Below are 23,208 nucleotides of genomic sequence, written 5' to 3'. Positions count from 1 at the left end.
CTCCTGGCTCCGATCGCCATGGAAGAAGGTCTGCGTTTCGCCATCCGTGAAGGCGGTCGTACCGTCGGCGCCGGCGTCGTCGCCAAGATCCTGAAGTAAGCAATACCCGGATGGGTAGAGTGGGCCCTTAAGCCCCTCTATCCATCTTTGCTGTAAAAGTAGTACTATGTATGGTTCCGCAAGCCAATGCAGGCGGGATCAGTGCAAAGTGTTTAGGGGCATAGCTCAATTGGCAGAGCGTCGGTCTCCAAAACCGAAGGTTGTAGGTTCGATTCCTACTGCCCCTGCCACCGCCAGGATAAACCCGCGGGAGATCATCGCGAGTTACGCATTCACGGCGGCTCGCGTCGCAATATGTCTAATACCAGCGTAGAAACCGTAACCAGTACCGCCGACCGGGTCAAGCTCGGACTGGCGGTTCTCGTCGTTATTGCTGGCATCGTGGGGTTTTCAGTGCTTAGCGCACAGCCGATGCCTGCTCGTGTCGGCGTGTTCGTCGGCGGCCTTGTGATCGCTGCCGCAATCGCGTGGTTCAGCGAACCCGGCCGCCGCACCCTGAGCTTTGCCAGCGAGTCCTACAACGAAGTCAAGCGTGTCGCGTGGCCCACCCGCAAGGAAACGACCCAGATGACGGGCATCGTTTTCGCGTTCGTGGCGGTCATGGGCATTTTCATGTGGGTGCTCGACAAGGGCATCGAATGGATTCTCTACGGCCTGCTGCTGGGCTGGAAATAAGGACGGCAAATGAGTAAGCGTTGGTATGTCGTCCATGTGTACTCCGGCATGGAAAAAAGCGTACACAAGGCCCTGATCGAGCGTATCGAGCGCGCGGGCCTGCAAACGTCTTTTGGCCAGATCCTTGTGCCCTCCGAAGAAGTCGTCGAGGTCAAGGGTGGCCAGAAGTCGATCACCGAACGCCGTATTTTCCCTGGTTATGTCCTGGTTGAAATGGACCTGACCGACGAAACGTGGCATTTGGTCAAGAACACCAACCGCGTCACCGGCTTTTTGGGTGGCTCGGGTAATCGTCCGACCCCGATTTCCGAAAAGGAAGTCGCCAAGATCCTCTCCCAGATGGAAGAGGGTGTCGAGAAGCCCCGCCCCAAGATTCTGTTCGAAGTGGGCGAGATGGTTCGGGTCAAGGAAGGTCCGTTTGCAGACTTCAACGGCAACGTCGAAGAAGTCAATTACGAAAAGAGCAAGGTTCGCGTGTCTGTCACCATTTTTGGTCGCGCCACGCCTGTCGAACTCGATTTCAGCCAGGTCGAAAAGACCTGAATCTAACCCCCGGGGAGCCGCGGCCACACAGGCCGGGGCGTTATAACCCGCAAGGAGCAAAGCATGGCGAAAAAGATCGTCGGCTTTATCAAGCTGCAAGTACCGGCTGGTAAGGCTAACCCCTCCCCCCCGATTGGCCCGGCACTGGGTCAACGCGGCCTGAACATCATGGAATTCTGCAAGGCGTTCAACGCCAAGACCCAAGGCATGGAGCCTGGTCTGCCGATTCCGGTGGTGATCACCGCCTTCGCGGACAAGAGCTTCACCTTCATCATGAAGACCCCGCCCGCGACGGTCCTCATCAAGAAGGCCGCCGGCGTGCAGAAGGGTTCGCCCAAGCCGCATACCGACAAGGTCGGCACGCTGACCCGCGCGCAAGCTGAAGAAATCGCCAAGGCCAAGGGCCCCGATCTGACCGCCGCTGATCTGGACGCCGCTGTGCGCACGATCGCTGGCAGCGCCCGCAGCATGGGCATCACGGTTGAGGGGATCTAATCATGGCAAAGTTGTCCAAGCGCGCAGCCGCTATTGCGCAAAAGATCGACCGCACCAAGCTGTACCCGGTCGCTGAAGCCCTGACCCTGGTCAAGGATACCGCCGTCGCCAAGTTCAATGAATCCATTGACGTGGCCGTGCAGCTCGGCATCGACCCGAAGAAGTCGGACCAACTGGTCCGCGGTTCGGTCGTGCTGCCCGCCGGTACCGGCAAGTCGGTCCGCGTGGCCGTGTTCGCCCAAGGCGACAAGGCTGAAGCCGCCAAGGCCGCTGGCGCCGACATCGTCGGTCTGGACGACCTGGCCGACGCGATCAAGGCCGGTCAAATGGACTTTGACGTCGTCATCGCCTCGCCCGACACGATGCGTGTCGTGGGCGCCCTGGGCCAGATCCTGGGTCCCCGTGGCCTGATGCCGAACCCGAAGGTCGGTACCGTGACGCCGGACGTCGCCACCGCTGTCAAGAACGCCAAGGCCGGTCAGGTTCAGTACCGCACCGACAAGGCTGGCATCATCCACGCAACGATCGGCCGCGCGTCGTTCGGCGTGGAACAGCTGCAATCCAACCTGGCCGCTCTGGTCGACGCCCTGCAAAAGGCTCGTCCCGCAGCTGCCAAGGGCATTTACCTGCGCAAGCTCGCCGTTTCGTCCACGATGGGCGGCGGTGCGCGCGTGGAAATTGCCTCGCTGTCGGCTTCCAACTAAGCCAACAGCAGTAAACGTACTTTGGGCTGCATCCGGATTCCTCCGGATGTTGCTGTCAAAGACCGCTGGAGCAGGGCAGTGGAAGGGTTCTCCCTTCCGTATGGAAAGCAGCATCCCCGCTGCCCCGCTTAATCCCGGAGCTCACACAGTCCGGATCCAGCGTAGACGGCGTCCCCAGGAAGATTTCTTTACACGAAGAACTCGACCAGGCGCCGCATTCGGTTGACGCGCAAGGCTCAGGCCCCAGGCGTCTTTTGATGGAGTGTTCAAACCGTGAGTCTCAATCGTCAAGAGAAAGCGGTGGTAATCGAGGAAGTCTCGGCGGAAGTCGCCAAGGCGCAATCGATTGTTATCGCTGAGTACCGTGGTCTGGACGTCGCCTCTGTCACCGTACTGCGCAAAACTGCGCGTGAATCGGGCGTGTATCTGCGTGTTCTGAAGAACTCGCTGGCCCGTCGTGCTGTTGCCGGCACGGCTTTCGAGCCGTTGGCTGAGCAACTGACCGGTCCGCTGATCTATGGCATCAGCACTGATCCGGTTTCGGCGGCCAAGGTCATCGCAGGTTTCGCGAAAAGCAACGACAAGCTGGTCATCAAGGCGGGCGCATTGCCCAACAACCTGCTGACCCAAGAAGGTGTGAAGGCTCTGGCCACCATGCCCTCGCGCGAAGAGTTGCTGTCGAAACTGCTTGGCACCATGCAAGCCCCCATCGCGCAATTCGTGCGTACGCTCAACGAAGTTCCGACCAAGTTCGCTCGTGGCCTCGCGGCCGTGCGCGACCAAAAGGCAGCGGCCTAATCGCCCTGCTGTCCGGAATTCGCTGAACGACGAAGCGACACCCAAACCCTGGCATTACCAAAATATTTGGAGTTCTGAAAAATGGCACTTAACAAAGCTGAAATCCTTGACGCCATCGCTGGCATGACCGTGCTCGAGCTGTCCGAGCTGATCAAGGAAATGGAAGAGAAGTTCGGCGTGTCGGCTGCTGCCGCTGCTGTCGCTGTCGCTGCTCCCGCCGCTGGTGGCGCTGCCGCCGCTGCTGAAGAGCAAACCGAGTTCACCGTCGTCCTGCTGGAAGCCGGCGCGAACAAGGTTAGCGTCATCAAGGCCGTGCGCGAGCTGACCGGTCTGGGTCTGAAGGAAGCCAAGGACCTGGTCGACGGCGCTCCGAAGCCCGTCAAGGAAGCTGTGGCCAAGGCTGACGCCGAAGCCGCCAAGAAGAAGCTGGAAGAAGCTGGCGCCAAGGTCGAAGTCAAGTAAGACCTGCGTCAACTGCCCGGGGACAGCACAGTTTGCAGTCCCCGGGCTTTTGCGTTTCCAGGAAACCCCTACTGGGGGCAGGCCCATTCAGTGGGGTTTCCTGGAGTCGTATCACCCGGGGCCGTGGTTGACGGCCCATGTAACCTCGAGTCGGAGTGCTCATGCCTTACTCGTACACCGAAAAAAAGCGCATCCGCAAAAGCTTCGCCAAGCGTGAAGACGTTCAAAACGTTCCTTTCCTTTTGGCGACACAGCTTCAATCCTACCTAACTTTCCTGCAGGCGGATACCGCCCCGTCCGATCGCGTAGCCGACGGTTTGCAGGCGGCGTTCTCGTCGATTTTCCCGATCGTTAGTCACAACGGTATGGCGCGCTTGGAGTTCGTGAGCTACGTGCTCGGCGAACCGGTGTTCGATGTCAAGGAATGTCAGCAACGTGGCCTGACCTATGCCTCGCCCCTGCGAGCCAAGGTCCGCCTGGTGCTGCTTGACCGCGAAGTCAGCAAGCCTACCGTGAAGGAAGTGAAGGAACAAGAAGTCTACATGGGCGAAATTCCGCTCATGACGGGCACGGGTTCCTTTGTCATCAATGGCACCGAGCGTGTCATCGTGTCGCAGTTGCATCGTTCGCCTGGCGTGTTCTTCGAACACGACCGCGGCAAGACGCACAGCTCCGGCAAGCTCCTGTTCTCGGCCCGCGTGATTCCTTACCGCGGCTCGTGGCTGGACTTCGAATTCGATCCGAAGGACGTTCTGTTCTTCCGTGTCGACCGCCGTCGCAAGATGCCTGTCACGATTCTGTGCAAGGCCATCGGAATGACGCCGGAATCCATCCTGGCCAACTTCTTCGACTTCGATAATTTCGAACTCAAGAGCGAAGGCGCAATGATGGAATTCGTGCCGGAACGTTGGAAGGGCGAAATGGCCCGTTTCGACATTTCGGACCGCGATGGCAAGGTCATCGTCGAAAAAGACAAGCGCATCAATGCCAAGCATCTGCGCGACCTGGCTGCCGCCGGCATCCAGCGTATCTCCGTGCCTGAAGACTTCTTGTACGGCCGCGTGCTGGCCAAGAATATCGTTGACGAAGATACCGGCGAAGTCATTGCCAACGCCAACGACGAAGTCACGGAAAGCGTGCTTGGCGCGCTGCGTGCCGCCAATGTGCATGACATTCAGGCGCTCTACACGAACGACCTGGACCGTGGTCCGTACATTTCGCAAACGCTGCGCACCGACGAAACCGCCGACCAGATGGCCGCGCGCGTTGCCATCTACCGCATGATGCGTCCTGGCGAGCCCCCCACCGAAGAAGCGGTGGAAGCGCTGTTCCAGCGTCTGTTCTACAGCGAAGACACGTACGACCTGTCGCGCGTTGGCCGCATGAAGGTCAATAGCCGTCTGGGCCGTGGTGAAGACATCACCGGCGCGATGACGCTGACCAACGAAGACATCCTTGAAACCATCAAGGTGCTGGTTGAGCTGCGTAACGGCCGTGGCCAGATCGATGACATCGATCACTTGGGCAACCGCCGCGTGCGTTGCGTCGGCGAACTGGCCGAAAACCAGTTCCGCGCCGGCCTCGTGCGCGTCGAGCGCGCCGTCAAGGAACGTCTGGGCCAGGCCGAGACCGAAAACCTGATGCCGCACGACCTGATCAACTCCAAGCCGATCTCGGCAGCCATCAAGGAGTTCTTCGGTTCGAGCCAGTTGTCGCAGTTCATGGACCAAACCAACCCGTTGTCGGAAATCACGCACAAGCGTCGCGTTTCCGCATTGGGCCCGGGCGGTCTGACCCGCGAGCGCGCCGGCTTTGAAGTCCGCGACGTGCATCCCACCCACTACGGCCGCGTCTGCCCGATCGAAACGCCGGAAGGCCCGAACATCGGTCTGATCAACTCCATGGCGCTGTACGCTCGTCTGAACGAGTACGGCTTCCTGGAAACGCCTTACCGCAAGATTATCGATGGCCGCGTCAGCGAGCAGATCGATTACCTGTCGGCCATCGAAGAAAGCCACTACGTCATTGCGCAGGCCAACGCCGCGCTGGACGAAGATGGCAAGTTCGTCGATGACCTGGTCGCTTGCCGTGAAGCCGGCGAAACGATGTTGACCGCACCGGCCAACGTGCACTACATGGACGTTGCTCCGTCGCAGATCGTGTCGGTCGCCGCATCGCTGATTCCGTTCCTGGAACACGATGACGCTAACCGCGCACTGATGGGCGCCAACATGCAACGCCAGGCCGTGCCTTGCCTGCGTCCGGAAAAGCCGGTCGTGGGTACGGGCATCGAACGCACCGTGGCCGTTGACTCGGGCACCACCGTTCAAGCACTGCGTGGCGGCCTGGTCGATCACGTTGATGCCGAGCGCGTCGTGATTCGCGTGAACGACGAAGAAAACGTCGCGGGCGAAGTCGGCGTCGACATCTACAACCTGATCAAGTACACGCGTTCCAACCAGAACACGAACATCAACCAGCGTCCTATCGTCAAGCGTGGCGACAAGGTTGCCAAGGGCGACGTGCTGGCCGATGGCGCATCGACCGACCTGGGCGAACTCGCCCTGGGTCAGAACATGCTGATCGCGTTCATGCCCTGGAACGGCTACAACTTCGAAGACTCGATCCTGATCTCCGAAAAGGTTGTGGCGGATGATCGCTATACCTCGGTGCACATCGAGGAACTGACGGTTGTCGCGCGCGACACGAAGCTGGGCCCGGAAGAAATCACCCGCGACATCAGCAACCTGGCTGAGACGCAGTTGAACCGCCTGGACGATTCCGGCATCACGTACATCGGCGCCGAAGTCAGCGCCGACGACGTGCTGGTGGGCAAGGTCACGCCGAAGGGCGAGACCCAGCTCACGCCGGAAGAAAAGCTGCTGCGCGCCATCTTCGGTGAAAAGGCGTCCGACGTTAAGGACACCTCGCTGCGCGTGCCTTCGGGCATGACCGGCACCGTGATCGACGTGCAAGTGTTCACGCGTGAAGGCATCGTGCGCGACAAGCGCGCCCAGTCCATCATCGACGATGAACTGCGCCGCTATCGCCAGGACCTGAACGACCAGCTGCGCATCGTTGAAAACGACCAGTTCGACCGTATCGAAAAGATGCTGGTCAACAAGGCCGTCAACGGCGGCCCGCGCAAGCTGGCCAAGGGCGCCACGATCACCAAGGCTTACCTGGCTGATCTGGACCGCTGGCAGTGGTTCGACATCCGTCTGGCCGACGAGCCGCACGCTGTCGTGCTGGAACAGGCCAAGGAATCGCTCGAGCAGAAGCGTCACCAGTTTGATCTGGCCTTCGAAGAGAAGCGCAAGAAGCTGACGCAGGGCGACGAACTGCCCCCGGGCGTGCTGAAGATGATCAAGGTCTACCTGGCCGTGAAGCGTCGTCTGCAGCCTGGCGACAAGATGGCAGGCCGTCACGGCAACAAGGGCGTGGTCTCGCGTATCACCCCGGTGGAAGACATGCCGCACATGGCTGACGGCACGCCGGCCGACATCGTTCTGAACCCGCTGGGCGTGCCCTCGCGGATGAACGTCGGCCAGGTGCTGGAAGTTCACTTGGGCTGGGCTGCCAAGGGTGTGGGCCACCGCATTGCCGATCTGCTGCGCGACGAGCGCACGGCGCAGGTCAAGAACGTCCGCGCATACCTGGACAAGGTCTACAACACGACCGGCACGGGTGCGCGCATCGACGAGCTGACCGACGAAGAAGTCATGGAAATGGCCCAGAACCTCAAGAACGGCGTGCCGTTCGCGACGCCCGTCTTCGACGGCGCCACCGAAGAGGAAATCACCACGATGCTGGAACTGGCCTATCCGGACGACGTCGCCGCGCGCATGGCGTTGACGCCTTCGCGTACGCAGGCATGGCTGTTCGACGGCCGCACGGGCGAGAAATTCGAGCGCCCCGTGACTGTCGGCTACATGCACTACCTGAAGCTGCATCACTTGGTCGACGACAAGATGCACGCGCGTTCCACCGGCCCGTACTCGCTGGTGACCCAGCAGCCGCTGGGTGGCAAGGCGCAGTTCGGCGGTCAGCGTTTCGGGGAAATGGAAGTGTGGGCGCTGGAAGCATACGGCGCCGCCTACACCCTGCAGGAAATGCTGACGGTGAAGTCGGACGACATCAACGGTCGTACCAAGGTTTACGAAAACATCGTCAAGGGCGACCACGTCATCGATGCCGGCATGCCGGAATCGTTCAATGTGCTGGTCAAGGAAATCCGCTCGTTGGCCCTGGACATGGATTTGGAGCGTAACTAATGAAAGCGCTACTCGACCTCTTTAAGCAAGTCTCGCAAGACGAGCAATTCGATGCCATCAAGATCGGCATCGCCTCGCCCGAGAAGATCCGTTCGTGGTCTTACGGCGAAGTTCGCAAGCCCGAGACCATCAACTACCGCACGTTCAAGCCTGAGCGCGACGGTCTGTTCTGCTCCAAGATCTTTGGCCCGATCAAAGACTACGAGTGCTTGTGCGGCAAGTACAAGCGCCTGAAGCATCGTGGCGTGATCTGCGAGAAGTGCGGCGTTGAAGTTACCGTCGCCAAGGTTCGCCGTGAACGCATGGGCCACATCGAGCTGGCCAGCCCCGTCGCGCACATCTGGTTCCTGAAGAGCCTGCCGTCGCGTCTGGGCATGGTGCTCGACATGACCCTGCGCGACATCGAACGCGTTCTGTATTTCGAAGCCTGGTGCGTGATCGAACCCGGCATGACTCCGCTCAAGCGCGGCCAGATCATGTCGGATGACGATTTCCTCGCCAAGACCGAGGAATACGGCGACGACTTCCGTGCCCTGATGGGCGCGGAAGCCGTGCGCGAACTGCTGCGCACCATCGACATCGACCGCGAAGTGGAAACGCTGCGCGGCGAACTGAAGGCCACCAGCTCGGAAGCCAAGATCAAGAAGATCTCCAAGCGCCTGAAGGTGCTGGAAGGCTTCCAGAAGTCGGGCATCAAGGCCGAGTGGATGGTCATGGAAGTGCTGCCCGTGCTGCCGCCGGACCTGCGTCCGCTGGTGCCGCTGGACGGCGGCCGCTTCGCGACCTCCGACCTGAACGACCTGTACCGCCGCGTCATCAACCGCAACAACCGCTTGAAGCGCCTTCTGGAGCTCAAGGCGCCGGAAATCATCCTGCGCAACGAAAAGCGGATGCTGCAGGAAGCCGTCGACTCGCTGCTGGACAACGGCCGCCGTGGCAAGGCCATGACGGGCGCCAACAAGCGCCAGCTCAAGTCGCTGGCCGACATGATCAAGGGCAAGAGCGGCCGTTTCCGTCAGAACCTGCTGGGCAAGCGCGTCGACTACTCGGGCCGTTCGGTCATCGTGGTGGGTCCGCAGCTCAAGCTGCATCAATGCGGCCTGCCCAAGCTGATGGCCCTGGAATTGTTCAAGCCGTTCATCTTCAACCGTCTGGAGATGATGGGCCTGGCCACGACCATCAAGGCTGCCAAGAAGCTGGTGGAAAGCCAGGAACCGGTGGTCTGGGACATCCTGGAAGAAGTCATCCGCGAACACCCGGTCATGCTGAACCGTGCGCCCACGCTGCACCGTTTGGGCATCCAGGCGTTCGAGCCGGTCCTGATCGAAGGCAAGGCCATCCAGCTTCACCCGCTGGTTTGCGCGGCGTTCAACGCCGACTTCGACGGCGACCAGATGGCTGTCCACGTGCCGCTGTCGCTGGAAGCCCAGCTCGAAGCGCGCACGCTGATGCTGGCGTCCAACAACGTGCTGTTCCCGGCCAACGGCGAACCGTCGATCGTGCCGTCCCAGGATATCGTGCTGGGTCTGTACTACACGACGCGTGAGCGCATCAACGGCCGCGGCGAAGGCATCTTCTTCACCGACGTCGCTGAAGTTCAGCGTGCCTACGACAACGGCGAAGTCGAACTGCAAAGCCGCGTCACCGTGCGTCTGAAGGAACACGAGCGCGACGAAGCTGGCGAATGGCAACCGGTGATCCGTCGTCACGAGACGACGGTCGGCCGTGCGCTGCTGTCCGAGATCCTGCCGAAGGGCCTGCCCTTCACGGTGCTGAACAAGGCACTGAAGAAGAAGGAAATCTCGCGCCTGATCAACCAGTCGTTCCGCCGTTGCGGCCTGCGCGACACCGTGATCTTCGCCGACAAGCTGATGCAGTCCGGCTTCAAGCTGGCCACGCGCGGCGGCATCTCGATCGCCATGGGCGATATGCTGATCCCGACCGCCAAGGAAGGCATCCTGGCCGAAGCCAGCCGCGAAGTGAAGGAAATCGACAAGCAGTACTCGTCGGGTCTGGTCACGTCCCAAGAACGCTACAACAACGTGGTGGACATCTGGGGCAAGGCCGGCGACAAGGTCGGCAAGGCGATGATGGAACAACTGGCCACCGAGCCCGTGACCAACCGTCACGGCGAGGAAGTGCGCCAGGAATCGTTCAACTCCATCTACATGATGGCTGACTCGGGCGCCCGCGGTTCGGCCGCCCAGATTCGCCAGTTGGCCGGTATGCGCGGCCTGATGGCCAAGCCGGACGGCTCCATTATCGAAACGCCCATTACCGCGAACTTCCGTGAAGGCCTGAACGTACTCCAGTACTTCATCTCCACTCACGGCGCGCGTAAGGGTCTGGCCGATACGGCACTGAAGACCGCGAACTCGGGTTACCTGACTCGCCGTCTGGTCGACGTGACGCAGGATCTGGTCATCACCGAAGACGACTGCGGCACTTCGCAGGGCTACAACATGAAAGCCCTGGTCGAAGGCGGCGAAGTCATCGAGCCGTTGCGCGACCGTATCCTGGGCCGTGTGGCTGCTGTGGATATCGTCAACCCGGACACGCAGGAAACGGCCATCGTCGCCGGCACCCTGCTGGACGAAGACCTGGTCGACACCATCGACCGCATCGGCGTGGACGAAGTCAAGGTCCGCACGCCGCTGACCTGCGAAACGCGTCATGGCCTGTGCGCACACTGCTACGGCCGCGACCTGGGTCGTGGTTCGCCGGTCAACCAGGGCGAAGCAGTCGGCGTTATCGCTGCCCAGTCCATCGGCGAGCCGGGCACGCAGCTCACGATGCGTACGTTCCACATCGGTGGCGCGGCATCGCGTTCGGCGCTGGCCAGCGCCGTGGAAACGAAGTCGAGCGGCGTTGTTGGTTTTGCCAGCACGATGCGCTATGTCACGAACGCCAAGGGCGAACGCGTTGCGATCTCGCGTTCCGGCGAACTGGCGATCTTCGACGACAACGGCCGCGAACGAGAACGCCACAAGATCCCGTACGGCGCAACCGTGCTGGTGGGTGACGGCGACACCGTCAAGGCCGGCGCCCGTCTGGCCACGTGGGATCCGCTGACTCGTCCGATCGTGTCGGAATACGGCGGTGCCGTCCGCTTCGAGAACATCGAAGAAGGCGTGACCGTTGCCAAGCAGGTGGACGAAGTCACCGGCCTGTCGACGCTTGTCGTCATCACGCCGAAGACCCGTGGCGGCAAGATCGTCATGCGTCCGCAGATCAAGCTGGTCAACGAGAGCGGCGAGGACGTCAAGATCGCCGGCACCGATCACTCGGTGAACATCTCGTTCCCGGTGGGCGCGCTGATTACCGTGCGCGACGGCCTGCAGGTTGCCGTGGGTGAAGTTCTGGCGCGTATTCCGCAAGAATCGCAAAAGACCCGCGACATTACCGGCGGTCTGCCGCGCGTGGCCGAACTGTTCGAAGCCCGTTCGCCCAAGGACGCCGGCATGCTCGCCGACGTTACCGGCACGGTTTCGTTCGGCAAGGACACCAAGGGCAAGCAGCGTCTGGTCATCACCGACCTGGAAGGCGTGAGCCACGAGTTCCTGATTCCGAAGGAAAAGCAGGTTCTGGTGCATGACGGCCAAGTCGTGAACAAGGGCGAAATGATCGTGGACGGCCCGGCCGATCCCCACGACATCCTGCGTCTGCAAGGCATCGAGAGGCTGGCGACCTACATCGTCGACGAAGTGCAGGACGTGTACCGTCTGCAAGGCGTGAAGATCAACGACAAGCACATCGAAGTGATTGTTCGTCAGATGCTGCGCCGTGTGAACATCGTCGATGCCGGCGATACCGACTTCATCGTGGGCGAGCAGGTCGAGCGCTCCGAGCTGTTGAACGAGAACGACCGCGTCACGGCTGAAGATCGCCGTCCGGCTTCCTACGACAACGTGCTGCTGGGTATCACGAAGGCCTCGCTGTCGACCGACTCGTTCATCTCGGCCGCTTCGTTCCAGGAAACCACCCGTGTCCTGACCGAAGCCGCCATCATGGGCAAGCGCGACGACCTGCGCGGCTTGAAGGAAAACGTCATCGTCGGCCGCCTCATTCCGGCGGGTACCGGCCTGGCTTACCACCACGCACGCCGCGACAAGGAAGAACTGGAGGCGGCGGAACGCGAAGCCGCTCGCCAGCAGGCCAACCCGTTCGAAGACTCGCCGGTCACGGTGGGCTCGGACGCGGATGCCCCGGCCTCCGACGTCGGCACCGAGGATTCCGCCGAATAAGCGGAACCCCCCCGGACAGGTTCCCCGTGCGCGGTTCCAGCACGGGGAAGCCTGAAAGCAAAAAGGCCGCTGATGCGAATCAGCGGCCTTTTTTTATCACCCGCGCAGGGAAGGGTGCAGGCGGACTATTTCACCGCCTGAGCGCGGGCGCGTTGGAAGGCAGGGCCCCAGGCCGGATGGCCGGCTTCATTGGCGGCTAGTTCAAAAGCGGGGTCCAGGCTGAGGATACGGGCGAAGCTGTCTTCGCAAAGCTGTGTATAGCGCGTGACGCAATAGCTGAAAGCCTGGAGCTTGTAGGCTTCGATCCGCACCGCCTTGGATGAGGAGGCCAACGTGTCCGAAGTGGCGACGTTGCGGATGACCTCGCCATAGCGGCCGGCGCTGTATTGGTCCCGCACCTGCTGCAGTTGGTCCAGTGCTTCGGCGGTCGGCGGAGTTTCGGGCTGAAGGGTATTCATGCCGGCACAACCAGCCAGAAGGGCTGATACACCGAGCAGGCTGCTCAGAACGCGAATTTTCATGGCTTCCAAAGATGTAGAGTGGTGTGGCGGTACGCTATCGTGCCACAGCCTGATGCGCTCGGACATTTTCGGCAATGTCCTTATGTTGCGGATTGGATAATATTCCGCCTATCAGCCCTCAACCCGTTATTGGCGCCCTGGCGCAGCTTCGATCATGTCTTCTTCCGCCGGCCTGTTGACGCCGCGTGGCCCCTTCTCAGGCGCCGCGCCGCTGGCATTGCGCCCCTTGAGCGCCATTGCCGCGAGCGCGGCCGGAGGCGTGCCGGAATCGCGCATCAAGCGGCTCTTGTCGGATCTGCTGCCTTCGCTCGTCACCCTGCATGCACAGGGAGAAATCTGCGGCGATATTTCCCTTGAAACCGTGGGCATGGACGAGGGCGCGCGCGCGCATCTGCTGCCCGAACTGGTTGTTGCGCGTTCGCGCCGCGCCAGCAGGACGCCGGCCTCGGGTTTTGCGCCATTCGAGATGTACACCGACTCGATGGAATGGCCGCGCGGTTCCTGGACCGACATCTATGCCCTGTGCGCCGTGGCGCATACGCTCGTCACTGGCAGCCGGCCGACGCCGGCGCCCGAACGCCGGGCCAGGGATACCTATGAACCCCTGGCATCGCTGGGGCTGGCGAAGTATGGCCAGGACTTCCTTCGCGCCATCGATTCGGGTCTGTCGATGAATCCGCAGGACCGGCCGCAGACGTTGGCCGAGTTGGCGGGCTTGTTGGGCGTGGAAACCTATACCGAAACGGCCCCGGCCGCCGCCGATACCGCCGAGAGTGCGGGCATCGCGGCGCCGGCTGCGGGCATGGCGGAGGCAGACCAGGCTGCCCGCAAGCGCCGGCCATTGCTGGCGCTGCTGCTGATCGTGGCGCTCGTGGGCGTGGGAGTCTATGCCTGGGTCCAGTCGGGCATGGGAACACCCAATGCCCTGATCACGCGTTCCGAGGTCGTGCAGCCCAACCCCCCAGCCGTGCATCCCCTGCCCAAGCCCGTTCCACCGGCCGCAGCACCGGCCGCGGTTCAGCCGCCTCCGGCCTCTCAGGCTCCCGGCGATTTGCCGTCCCCGACCCTGAACGCCACGGAGGCTCCGTTGGGGGCACCCGTGAATCCTTCCGATCCCGCTGCGGCCCAGCCCGCGGCGCCGCCGCTGGCACCCACGGCCGCGTCGGCGGCGCCGCAGGCGTCCGTCGCCTCGGAAGACGCCCCGAAGCCCAAGCCGGTTCCGGTCAGCGTGCGCCTGGATATCCGTCCCTGGGGAGAAGTGTGGGTCAACGGCGTGGCGCGCGGCATCAGCCCTCCGGTGAAGGAAATAAAGCTGATACCCGGCAAATATCAGGTCGTGCTTCGCAATGCGGATCTACCGCCATTTCGCACGACGCTCGAGGTCAAGGCGGGCAAGGCCGCCGTTCTTTCGCATACCTTCCAGTAGGGCCGTCTTGCCGAACAGGCCGGCGGCAGCTCCAGGCGTCCGGTGTGCCCGCTACGCGCGGGGCAAGCGCAGCGTAAAGACCGAACCGGCGCCCGGCTCGCTGCGGACCTCGACAGATCCCCCGTGGCGTTCGGCTACGGTACGCACGAAAGCGAGCCCCAGGCCCGCGCCTCCTACATCGCCCCGGCGCTCGACGCCCACGCGCGAGAAGGGTTCGAACAGGCGAGCGATATCCTCCGCCGCAATGCCTTGGCCCTGATCGCGCACGCTTACCCGCCAGAAGCCAGGTTCTTCCTCGATGCCGCAGTCGATGCGAGTGCCGGCGGGACTGTACTTGACCGCGTTGTCGATGAGGTTGCACAAGGCGCGCATCAGCAGCGTCTGGTCGCCGCGGGTGTATGCGGCAGGCAGCGGCGTCGTCACCTCCAGCACAAGATTGCGTTGACTGGCGGAAGCCCAGAAATCATCGACACCGTCCTGAAGCAGGCTGCCCAGGTCCAGTTCCGCCGAGCCGATCGCCATGGACTCCGCGCGAGTCAGATGGACGAAGTCATCGACCAGGCGCAGGGTGCGGTTGGCCAACATTGCGATGCGCTTGAGGGTGCCGTTCTGGTTGTCCGGCGCTTCCGCATCCCGCGTCATCTCCACGAGCGCCAGGATCGAACTTTGAGGAGCGCGCATGTCGTGAGAGATGAAGCGCAAGGTCTCTTCGCGTTGCCGTTCGGCTTGGCGGATGCGGGAAATGTCAGTCAGCGTGGCCACGGTGCCGGCGAAATTGCCCTCGGCCGTGTGGATCGGAACGCATTTCAGGATCAGGTCGCGTCCGGCGTGGTCGCGTACCTCAAGCCCGGCGCTCCAGGGCGACGCGGCCTCGGCCGGGTGTTGACCGCTTAGCGCCTTGGCCACGCGCAGCCTCGCGGCCTCATCGGAGATGGTCTTTTCGAGCAGGTGGGCAGCCGGGCCGCCAACGCGGGGAGGCCGTATGCCCAGCCGCTGGAAATACAGAATGGCAGCTTGGTTGCGGAATCGCATGCGCCCCTCCTGATCGAAAACCAGGGTCGCATCCGGCATTCCATCGAGGCCGTCTGCCAGAAATCGCCGCAGGTTGCGCACGCGCTCCAATGCCCGCCGCAATTCGCCCACCCGGCTTTCCAGTGAAGCCGTGGGGCCGGCCGATTGAACGCGGGCTTCATTGAGGATGGGCGGATATTCACGTTGCAGGCGGCGCAGCTCGTTGTCCATGTAGCGCAACGCCGCCTCTTGGCTGCGCCAGCTCCATAGCGGGTAGCACAGCGCCACGCCGGCCAACGCCGCCGTCGGCGCAAACCACAGGTAGCCATAAGCCAGCAGCAGCCAGGCGGCCAGTACGATGCCTGCGACGAGCGCGATGCTGACCAGCAGCGCCTGTTTGGGAGACAGGCGCCACAATGCGAGGCAGGCGAGCAGGACGGGCAGCACGGCGAACAGCGCATTCCCCCAGGACGGCGGACGCTGGTAGGCGATGTCGGCGCGCGCGGCCTGCAGGATGTTGGCGACGATCTCGACCCCCGATATGCCGCTGACATCGTGCGATACCGGCGTGGGGTAGTTGTCGCCCAGCCCCGTGGCCCATGCCCCCACCAGCACATATTTCCCGCGCAGCTCCTCGGGCGGCAGATCGCCGCGCAGCACGGACAGGTATGACACGGTGCGCGTGTGGGCGGGCGGACCGGAATAGGGGATCAGAATCCGGCCCTGCGAATCGGCGCGTTCGAGCAGCCGCTGTGCCTGCGCCGATTCACCGCCGACCTCCAGCATCGAGATCGCCATATGGTTTCTGCGATCCCCGGCGAACTGGGTCGTGAGTTCGGCTTCGCGCACCACGCCGTCGGGATCGATCAGGGCGTTGATGAAGCCGGTCGAGGCCGCGGCCGTGGCCAACGCGGGGATGGGCAAGCCTATGGCGGTCGGATTCCTGAGACGGTCCAGCACCACCGGCAGCACGGTGCGTCCGTTGCGCCGGATGCTGTCGGCCAGAATGAGATCGTCGCCCGGGTTGGTGGTGTCCGGTTCCGCGAAGATCAGGTCCACGCCCACGGCGCGGGCGCCGCTCAGGCGGTCGAGCAGCGCTGCGTGGATCGCACGCCTCCAGGGCCAGCGTCCGAGCGCATCAATGCTCGCGTCGTCGATCGCCACGATCATGATGCCGGGGTCGGGGGCGCGTCCCGTCATCATGACCGCGCGATCGTAAAAGACCTGATCGAGCCGGCCCAGCCCGTTGAACGAACCCAATAGCGCGGCGAACGCAGCCAGCGCCACCGTCAGCCATAGCCCTGAGCGGGAGGGCCGGTCCTGGGAGTCGGTGGCGTCGGCCATGAAGCGGCTTCTAGTAGTCGGTCAGCGTTACGAGTCCGCCGGAGCCGCTGCCAACGCTCAGGCCGAACGAAGTCATCAGCGAATTCGCGCCTTCGAAGGTCTCGACCGCGTCCTGTCCGTGCAAGCCCAGGCTGTCGACGGCGCGCACCGATACGTAGAAGGTGCCGGGTCCGGGGGCGCTGAAGCGAATGTCGTTGCCGGGAAAGCTGGCAGACGATACGGGCAGGGAGCCGTCGGCATCCCGCGACACGCGCACCAGGTATTTCTGCGCGCCGGCAACCGGGGCGAAGGGACTGGTCCAGCCGCTGCCGGCGCGCACGGGTTTGCCCAGCCGTGGCGCCTGCAGAAGCGGCCGCACGTCCGATACATTGCCGTCGGCGCCGATCGCCGCGCCGTAGCCTTCGGCAATGGCAACGGGCTTGGCCGGCGTCGCGCCGGGTGCATGGGGCTGCAGCCTGACGCTGCCCTCCAGCACCTCGCTGTGCACGCCCTGCGCGCCGCTTTGCACGCGGAAGCGCGTGCCCCGCACGCCAGTGACGGCGACCGGCGTTCGGACCTCGAAACGGCCGACTCCCTTACCGCCAGGAGCCACGGACGATTCCACGCTGCCGCGCCTCACATTGATGACCGAATCGGTCAGCGCGGTCCCCTCGAATTGACGCAGACGCGTCAACTCGACCGCGCCGTCGGAGGGCAGGGTGAGCTTGGAGCCGTCGGCCAGCTCCAAAGTGACAAAGCCGTTGGGCGCGGTGACAACAGTGCTGCCTTCCTTCACGGGGGTTCCCGGCTGCAGCGCTTGTCCGTTCGAATCGGCTTGGCCACTGACGTGCACCACCCGCGCCAGCGCGTCGCGCACCGGAATCATCGACAGGGGAATATGCAATTCCAGTCCGATGGGCAGGCGCTCGGGCGTCACGATGGCATTCAGCTTTTGCAGTTGACCCCAGTTGCCCTGGTTGCGCGTGTACTGGGCAGCGAGCTCGATCAGGGTATCGCCGTGGCGGACGCGATAGATGAAGTCCTCGCCCAACGAGCCGGCGGGCTGGCTATTCGCCGGCGCGCTTAGCGTGAGCCAGGAAAGCAGGGCAAGCAGAGAAAGCGCGCGGAAGCGGCTCATGGCAATCGGTTCTCCAGAGATTCGTGCGACGCGCTAGGGCGTTGGCGTCTGGCTGTCTTCGGACGGGCTGACCAGTTCCAGCCGGTATCCAAGCGCATAAGAGGATGTCAGGCGCACGCCATGCTGGGGACGCAATTGCAGCTTTTGCCGGATGTTCGACAAATGGGTGTCCAGCGTGCGTGACGTGGCGGGAATTTCCCGGTTCCAGACGCACTCAGCGAGGACGTCACGCGACATCAGCCGGCCCAGGTTCCGGAAAAACAGCAGCGCGAGCTCGTATTCCTTCGGCGCCAGCGCGATGGCGGCGCCGTCCAGGGAAATGGCGCGCGCCGCGGGCTCGATTCGGTAGCGTGCGACTTCGAACGTATCGCTGGCCGGTTCCGCGATCTGGCTGCGCCGCAGCAGGGCGGCTACGCGAGCCAACAGCTCCAGGGGGCGCAGGGGTTTGACGATGTAGTCGTCCGCGCCCGAGCGCAGCCCCTCCACCAGGTCATCCTCGCTGGACCGGTTGGTCAGGAAAATGACGGGGATGCGAGCGCCGATGTTGGCGCGCAGCCAGCGGACCACGTCGTCCCCGTCGATATCGGGCAGATGCCAGTCCAGCAGGACCAGATCAAACATCTCGGTACGCAGGGCGGCCAGAAGGTCCCGGCTCTGGTGATAGCTGGTGCAGGTGTATCCAGCGGCGGTCAGAACTTGCTGGATGCGACGAGCCTGGTCGAGGTCATCTTCCAGCGACGCGATTTTCATCAAACAAGTTCTCGGGAGGGTATGCGACGCAAGCGCCCTAATCGCGCCGCGTTGCAAGAGGATGGGGAAATTTGTGTAAACGAATGATAACTCGGGCAACGTGGCTGCTGGCTACGTTATGGCAAGAACTGTCAAACATTGCAAAGTTGACGAATCTTGACTGGAGTTGTTGCGTAACACCGCGCCACACTGTCTCAACCATTTCACCAGCCGCGGACACAGCAGGCGGAGCAAGGGGCGGGATTGCGGAACGGAACAGATATGAATCAATTGCGCGTACTTGTGATGTCCCCGGACGAAGTCGCCCGCAGTGCGACGGTGTCCACATTGCTGCTTGCGGGAATCTCGGCCCGTGGCTGCTCTACCTCTCTTGAATTGTTCGGACTGCTCGGCGGGGACCATTTCGATGCCGTGGCCCTCGACATCGGCACCGCGGGCGAAATCGGCTACGCCCTGGTGGCGCGCCTGCAGGGGTCGGCGCCCCTGGGCATCGTCGTGATGGGTCGCAATATGTCTGTGGACGGTCGCTTGCGTTGTCTGCAGAGCGGCGCCGATGCGTGCCTGCCTGACCCCCAGGACCCGCGGGAACTTGCCGGCATCCTGCTTTCCCTGGCGCGCCGCCTGCCCGCGCCCGCGGACCTGGCGCCGCCTGAAAGCACTGGCGCGGCACAATGGGAACTGCGCGACCAGGGCTGGACGCTCGCGGCGCCCACAGGAACGACCCTGTCGCTGTCGGCCAACGAGCGCCTGATCGTGCGCGCGCTGCTTGAAGTGGCGGGCAGGACCGTCGGCCGCGATGCGCTCGGAGACGAATTGCGGGTTGAAGGGGGCGGCGCGCGCTCCAGCAGCGTACGCAGCATCGACGTCATCGTCAGCCGTCTACGCCGCAAGGCCGAGCAGGCGGGCGTGTTGCTGCCGATCCGCACGGTCTACGGCAGCGGCTACCTGTTCACCGACCAATAGGTCCTGACGCGAGTACACTCGACACCCTGCGATCGTGGAACGGGAGCCCGGCGCGCGCCGCCGCATCTCCGTTGCGTGCCCGTTGTGTCCCGTATTTTCGCCATACGTGCCCCCAAATTTCGCCAGCAGCGCTTAAAAGGCAGGCTTCTGGCGCCAATGCGCCACCTTGCTGCGCTTACAAAACACTTTGACAGTACGCCCCGATGTCAGTTATGCTAAAGGGCTTACTGCTTTATTTCGCGCGCAAAATCCGTACGCCGAAGGGTAAACAGTTCAGGGACCGGAAACCAAGGTGCGTCACGAGCCTTTTGTTCCCGGTTCCATCAGTCCGACTGCTCCCCGCTGCATCAGGTTTTGTGCGTTTGTCATGGTTTGTTGGCAAGCCCGCTCTTTTACGTATACGAACGTTTGAGGCGGTTTTGCGCGAACTGCCTTCTCCGATAGAACAGTCTTGAGGAGACGAGTACGTAAGTACTTACCAGTGGTACGTAAAAGGGATTTCAAAGGTCATGCCTACCATTAGCCAACTCGTGCGCAAGCCGCGCGAAGTCAGCATCATCAAAAGCAAGAGCCCCGCGCTCGAAAACTGCCCGCAACGCCGCGGCGTGTGCACTCGCGTGTACACCACCACCCCCAAGAAGCCGAACTCCGCTCTGCGCAAGGTTGCCAAAGTGCGTCTGACCAACGGTTACGAAGTCATTTCGTACATCGGCGGTGAAGGCCACAACCTGCAAGAGCACTCGGTCGTCCTGGTGCGTGGCGGTCGTGTGAAGGACTTGCCCGGTGTGCGTTATCACATCGTGCGCGGTTCCCTCGACCTGCAAGGCGTCAAGGATCGTAAGCAAGCCCGCTCGAAGTACGGCGCCAAGCGCCCGAAGAAGGCTTAATAACGAGTCAGCAGTACCCCCCTTGTGGCGGAAGTCCGTCACCCGGGAAGTGCGACCGCGCCGTCCAGATGATGGGAAGGTGCGCGGCACGTAAGGGGTCGTCCCAATGGGCGGCCATGGCCGTGTAATGAAACACGGTTCAACTGAACAGACACAAGGAAGCAACAATGCCCCGTCGTCGCGAAGTACCCAAGCGCGAGATTCTGCCCGATCCCAAGTTCGGCAGCGTCGAACTCGCCAAGTTCATGAACGTCGTCATGCTGGACGGCAAGAAGGCCGTCGCCGAGCGCATCATCTATGGCGCCCTCGAGCAAGTGCAAACCAAGACCGGCAAAGAGCCGATCGAAGTTTTCAGCCTGGCGATCAACAACATCAAGCCGATCGTCGAAGTGAAGAGCCGCCGCGTTGGCGGTGCCAACTACCAAGTGCCGGTTGAAGTGCGCCCCGTGCGCCGCCTGGCCCTGGCTATGCGTTGGCTCCGTGAAGCCGCCAAGAAGCGTGGCGAGAAGTCGATGGATCTGCGTCTTGCTGGCGAACTGATCGACGCCTCCGAAGGTCGTGGCGCCGCGATGAAGAAGCGCGAAGACACGCACAAGATGGCAGAGGCCAACAAGGCCTTCAGCCATTTCCGCTGGTAATTTAAGGACTAATCCACCATGGCCCGCAAAACCCCGATCGAGCGCTATCGCAACATTGGTATCTCTGCGCACATCGATGCAGGGAAAACCACCACGACCGAACGTATCCTGTTCTATACCGGCGTCAATCACAAGATTGGCGAAGTGCATGATGGCGCAGCCACCATGGACTGGATGGAGCAAGAGCAAGAGCGTGGCATCACCATTACGTCGGCTGCTACGACGGCGTTTTGGCGTGGCATGGCCGGCAACTACCCCGAGCACCGCATCAACATCATCGACACCCCGGGACACGTGGACTTCACCATCGAGGTGGAACGTTCCATGCGCGTCCTGGACGGTGCTTGCATGGTCTACTGCGCGGTGGGCGGTGTTCAGCCCCAGTCCGAAACCGTGTGGCGCCAAGCCAACAAGTACGGCGTGCCGCGTCTGGCCTTCGTCAACAAGATGGACCGCACCGGCGCCAACTTCTTCAAGGTCTATGACCAGCTGAAGAACCGCCTGCGCGCCAATCCCGTGCCGATCGTCATCCCCATCGGCGCCGAAGACACGTTCCAAGGCGTGGTCGACCTGGTCAAGATGAAGGCGATCATTTGGGACGAAGCCAGCCAAGGCACCAAGTTCGACTACAAGGACGTTCCGGCCGAGCTGGAAGGTCTGGCGAACGAATGGCGTGAAAAGCTGGTTGAAGCCGCCGCTGAGTCGTCGGAAGAGCTGATGAACAAGTACCTGGAAACGGGTTCCTTGGACGAAGCCGAAATCAACTTGGCCATCCGTCAACGCACCATCGCTGGCGAAATCCAGCCGATGCTGTGCGGCACCGCGTTCAAGAACAAGGGCGTGCAACGCATGCTGGACGCCGTCATCGACTACCTGCCTTCGCCCGTGGATATTCCCCCGGTCGACGGCATGGACGACGACGGCAATCCCGTCAAGCGTTCGGCTGACGACAGCGAGAAGTTTTCGGCTCTGGCATTCAAGCTGATGAGCGATCCGTTCGTGGGTCAATTGACCTTCGTGCGCGTTTACTCGGGCGTCCTGAAGTCGGGCGATACGGTCTACAACCCCATCAAGGGCAAGAAGGAACGTATCGGCCGCATTCTGCAGATGCACGCGAACAACCGCGAAGAAATCAAGGAAGTGTTGGCAGGCGACATCGCCGCCGTGGTGGGTCTGAAAGACGTGACCACCGGCGAAACGCTGTGCGACATCGACTCCCACATCCTGCTCGAACGCATGATTTTCCCGGAGCCCGTGATTTCGCAGGCCGTGGAACCGAAGTCGAAGGCTGACCAGGAAAAGATGGGTCTGGCGCTGTCGCGTCTGGCTCAGGAAGATCCGTCGTTCCGCGTGCGCAGCGACGAAGAATCCGGCCAAACCATCATTTCCGGCATGGGCGAGCTTCACCTGGAAATTCTGGTCGACCGCATGAAGCGTGAGTTCGGCGTTGAAGCCAACGTCGGCAAGCCGCAAGTGGCCTACCGTGAAACCATCCGCAAGACCTGCGACGAAGTTGAAGGCAAGTTCGTCAAGCAGTCGGGCGGCCGTGGCCAGTACGGTCACGTGGTGCTGAAGGTCGAGCCCCTGGCTCCTGGCGGCGGCTACGAATTCGTGGACGCCATCAAGGGCGGTGTGGTTCCTCGCGAATACATCCCCGCGGTGGACAAGGGCATCCAGGAAACGCTGCCTTCGGGCGTGTTGGCTGGCTACCCGATCGTCGACGTCAAGGTCACGCTGTTCTTCGGTTCGTACCACGATGTGGACTCGAACGAAAACGCGTTCAAGATGGCCGGCTCCATGGCGTTCAAGGAAGGTCTGCGCAAGGCCAGCCCCGTGCTGCTGGAACCGATGATGGCCGTTGAAGTCGAAACGCCCGAAGACTACGCTGGCACCGTGATGGGCGATCTGTCCTCGCGTCGCGGCATGGTTCAAGGCATGGACGACATGGTCGGCGGCGGCAAGACCATCAAGGCTGAAGTTCCCCTGGCCGAGATGTTCGGTTACGCCACGAACCTGCGTTCGTTGACGCAAGGCCGTGCCACGTACACGATGGAATTCAAGCATTACTCCGAGGCTCCCAAGAACGTCGCTGACGAAGTCATCGCCGCTCGGGCCAAGTAAATAACCCTTGTCAGGTCCGCCCAGCCGGGCGGCCCTGGCAGAAATCAAGTTTCCTTGAAAGTTAAAGGATAGAGATCATGGCAAAAGGCAAGTTTGAACGTACCAAGCCGCACGTGAACGTGGGTACGATTGGTCACGTTGACCACGGCAAAACGACGTTGACGGCAGCTATCAC

General features: G+C 62.2%; 18 protein-coding genes, 1 tRNA gene and 1 pseudogene. 16 read left to right on the top strand and 4 right to left on the bottom strand.

Going from position 1 to position 23,208, the window contains the following annotated elements; translation table 11 throughout:
* The 10 genes and pseudogenes from ASE30_RS28565 to rpoC form a co-directional block, all read left to right on the top strand.
* Positions 1-99, top strand: a pseudogene (locus ASE30_RS28565) (elongation factor Tu); the annotation flags it as partial.
* A 115-nt stretch (positions 100-214) separates the two neighbouring features.
* Positions 215-290 (top strand) — tRNA-Trp (locus ASE30_RS15695).
* A 64-nt stretch (positions 291-354) separates the two neighbouring features.
* A complete protein-coding gene (gene secE, locus ASE30_RS15690; protein ID WP_057285234.1) occupies positions 355-735 on the top strand; it encodes a preprotein translocase subunit SecE in 381 nt (126 codons plus the stop codon).
* Positions 736-744: 9 nt separating this feature from the next.
* Complete coding sequence (gene nusG / locus ASE30_RS15685; protein WP_025141329.1) at positions 745-1,278, top strand: transcription termination/antitermination protein NusG; 534 nt, start codon at positions 745-747, stop codon at positions 1,276-1,278.
* 63 nt (positions 1,279-1,341) lie between these two features.
* Entirely contained in the window at positions 1,342-1,773 is a 432-nt protein-coding gene (gene rplK / locus ASE30_RS15680) for a 50S ribosomal protein L11 (protein WP_046806050.1), read from the top strand.
* A 2-nt stretch (positions 1,774-1,775) separates the two neighbouring features.
* Positions 1,776-2,477 (top strand): 50S ribosomal protein L1, encoded by a 702-nt coding sequence (rplA, locus tag ASE30_RS15675; RefSeq protein ID WP_057285233.1) that lies wholly within the window; start codon positions 1,776-1,778, stop codon positions 2,475-2,477.
* 273 nt (positions 2,478-2,750) lie between these two features.
* Entirely contained in the window at positions 2,751-3,275 is a 525-nt protein-coding gene (gene rplJ, locus ASE30_RS15670) for a 50S ribosomal protein L10 (RefSeq protein WP_057285232.1), read from the top strand.
* Between the two features lie 81 nt (positions 3,276-3,356).
* Complete coding sequence (gene rplL / locus ASE30_RS15665) at positions 3,357-3,737, top strand: 50S ribosomal protein L7/L12 (protein WP_006227008.1); 381 nt, start codon at positions 3,357-3,359, stop codon at positions 3,735-3,737.
* A 161-nt stretch (positions 3,738-3,898) separates the two neighbouring features.
* Positions 3,899-8,011 (top strand): DNA-directed RNA polymerase subunit beta, encoded by a 4,113-nt coding sequence (gene rpoB, locus ASE30_RS15660; protein ID WP_057285231.1) that lies wholly within the window; start codon positions 3,899-3,901, stop codon positions 8,009-8,011.
* Positions 8,011-12,255, top strand: a complete 4,245-nt coding sequence (gene rpoC / locus ASE30_RS15655; protein WP_057285230.1) for a DNA-directed RNA polymerase subunit beta' — start codon at positions 8,011-8,013, stop codon at positions 12,253-12,255. The genes rpoB and rpoC overlap by 1 nt, the downstream gene beginning before the upstream one ends.
* 125 nt (positions 12,256-12,380) lie before the next feature.
* Here the strand turns inward: rpoC and ASE30_RS15650 are convergent, their stop codons facing one another.
* Complete coding sequence (locus ASE30_RS15650; RefSeq protein ID WP_057285229.1) at positions 12,381-12,776, bottom strand: TssQ family T6SS-associated lipoprotein; 396 nt, start codon at positions 12,774-12,776, stop codon at positions 12,381-12,383.
* Between the two features lie 154 nt (positions 12,777-12,930).
* Here ASE30_RS15650 and ASE30_RS15645 point away from each other — a divergent pair, with 154 nt between their 5' ends.
* Complete coding sequence (locus ASE30_RS15645) at positions 12,931-14,202, top strand: hypothetical protein (protein WP_057285228.1); 1,272 nt, start codon at positions 12,931-12,933, stop codon at positions 14,200-14,202.
* Positions 14,203-14,253: 51 nt separating this feature from the next.
* Here the strand turns inward: ASE30_RS15645 and ASE30_RS15640 are convergent, their stop codons facing one another.
* From ASE30_RS15640 to ASE30_RS15630, 3 genes are read right to left on the bottom strand one after another with little or no spacing between them, the layout of a single operon-like run.
* Positions 14,254-16,557: a CHASE2 domain-containing protein gene (locus ASE30_RS15640; protein WP_057285227.1), complete on the bottom strand. Its 2,304-nt coding sequence runs from the start codon at positions 16,555-16,557 to the stop codon at positions 14,254-14,256.
* 10 nt (positions 16,558-16,567) lie between these two features.
* Positions 16,568-17,674, bottom strand: a complete 1,107-nt coding sequence (locus tag ASE30_RS15635) for a FecR domain-containing protein (protein WP_057285226.1) — start codon at positions 17,672-17,674, stop codon at positions 16,568-16,570.
* A 33-nt stretch (positions 17,675-17,707) separates the two neighbouring features.
* Positions 17,708-18,424 carry a response regulator transcription factor gene (locus ASE30_RS15630; protein ID WP_057285225.1) on the bottom strand — a complete coding sequence of 239 codons (717 nt, stop codon included), beginning with the start codon at positions 18,422-18,424 and terminating at the stop codon, positions 17,708-17,710.
* Between the two features lie 261 nt (positions 18,425-18,685).
* On the opposite strand from ASE30_RS15630, the gene ASE30_RS15625 reads away from it, so the two are divergent.
* The 5 genes from ASE30_RS15625 to ASE30_RS15605 all read left to right on the top strand — a co-directional run.
* Positions 18,686-19,387: a response regulator transcription factor gene (locus ASE30_RS15625; RefSeq protein ID WP_057285224.1), complete on the top strand. Its 702-nt coding sequence runs from the start codon at positions 18,686-18,688 to the stop codon at positions 19,385-19,387.
* A 509-nt stretch (positions 19,388-19,896) separates the two neighbouring features.
* Positions 19,897-20,274 carry a 30S ribosomal protein S12 gene (gene rpsL / locus ASE30_RS15620; RefSeq protein WP_005017264.1) on the top strand — a complete coding sequence of 126 codons (378 nt, stop codon included), beginning with the start codon at positions 19,897-19,899 and terminating at the stop codon, positions 20,272-20,274.
* Between the two features lie 167 nt (positions 20,275-20,441).
* Entirely contained in the window at positions 20,442-20,912 is a 471-nt protein-coding gene (rpsG, locus tag ASE30_RS15615; protein ID WP_057285223.1) for a 30S ribosomal protein S7, read from the top strand.
* 18 nt (positions 20,913-20,930) lie between these two features.
* A complete protein-coding gene (gene fusA / locus ASE30_RS15610) occupies positions 20,931-23,033 on the top strand; it encodes an elongation factor G (RefSeq protein ID WP_057285222.1) in 2,103 nt (700 codons plus the stop codon).
* A gap of 77 nt (positions 23,034-23,110) precedes the next feature.
* The coding region (locus ASE30_RS15605; RefSeq protein ID WP_033453371.1) for a GTP-binding protein at positions 23,111-23,208 on the top strand (98 nt) is incomplete at its 3' end.

Origin of the sequence: Achromobacter sp. Root83 (genome assembly GCF_001428845.1) — a bacterium.
Taxonomy (GTDB): Bacteria; Pseudomonadota; Gammaproteobacteria; order Burkholderiales; family Burkholderiaceae_B; genus Achromobacter.
Note: the sequence above shows the minus strand (reverse complement) of the source record. Positions and strands in the feature narration are given on the sequence as shown.

What these genes read in the sequence shown, in the direction of transcription:
- secE (WP_057285234.1), top strand. Translation starts at nt 355, where the DNA reads ATGTCTAATACCAGCGTAGAAACCGTAACCAGTACCGCCGACCGGGTC.
- nusG (WP_025141329.1), top strand. Translation starts at nt 745, where the DNA reads ATGAGTAAGCGTTGGTATGTCGTCCATGTGTACTCCGGCATGGAAAAA.
- rplK (WP_046806050.1), top strand. Translation starts at nt 1,342, where the DNA reads ATGGCGAAAAAGATCGTCGGCTTTATCAAGCTGCAAGTACCGGCTGGT.
- rplA (WP_057285233.1), top strand. Translation starts at nt 1,776, where the DNA reads ATGGCAAAGTTGTCCAAGCGCGCAGCCGCTATTGCGCAAAAGATCGAC.
- rplL (WP_006227008.1), top strand. Translation starts at nt 3,357, where the DNA reads ATGGCACTTAACAAAGCTGAAATCCTTGACGCCATCGCTGGCATGACC.
- rpoB (WP_057285231.1), top strand. Translation starts at nt 3,899, where the DNA reads ATGCCTTACTCGTACACCGAAAAAAAGCGCATCCGCAAAAGCTTCGCC.
- rpoC (WP_057285230.1), top strand. Translation starts at nt 8,011, where the DNA reads ATGAAAGCGCTACTCGACCTCTTTAAGCAAGTCTCGCAAGACGAGCAA.
- ASE30_RS15650 (WP_057285229.1), bottom strand. Translation starts at nt 12,776, where the DNA reads ATGAAAATTCGCGTTCTGAGCAGCCTGCTCGGTGTATCAGCCCTTCTG.
- ASE30_RS15645 (WP_057285228.1), top strand. Translation starts at nt 12,931, where the DNA reads ATGTCTTCTTCCGCCGGCCTGTTGACGCCGCGTGGCCCCTTCTCAGGC.
- ASE30_RS15640 (WP_057285227.1), bottom strand. Translation starts at nt 16,557, where the DNA reads ATGGCCGACGCCACCGACTCCCAGGACCGGCCCTCCCGCTCAGGGCTA.
- ASE30_RS15635 (WP_057285226.1), bottom strand. Translation starts at nt 17,674, where the DNA reads ATGAGCCGCTTCCGCGCGCTTTCTCTGCTTGCCCTGCTTTCCTGGCTC.
- ASE30_RS15630 (WP_057285225.1), bottom strand. Translation starts at nt 18,424, where the DNA reads ATGAAAATCGCGTCGCTGGAAGATGACCTCGACCAGGCTCGTCGCATC.
- ASE30_RS15625 (WP_057285224.1), top strand. Translation starts at nt 18,686, where the DNA reads ATGAATCAATTGCGCGTACTTGTGATGTCCCCGGACGAAGTCGCCCGC.
- rpsL (WP_005017264.1), top strand. Translation starts at nt 19,897, where the DNA reads ATGCCTACCATTAGCCAACTCGTGCGCAAGCCGCGCGAAGTCAGCATC.
- rpsG (WP_057285223.1), top strand. Translation starts at nt 20,442, where the DNA reads ATGCCCCGTCGTCGCGAAGTACCCAAGCGCGAGATTCTGCCCGATCCC.
- fusA (WP_057285222.1), top strand. Translation starts at nt 20,931, where the DNA reads ATGGCCCGCAAAACCCCGATCGAGCGCTATCGCAACATTGGTATCTCT.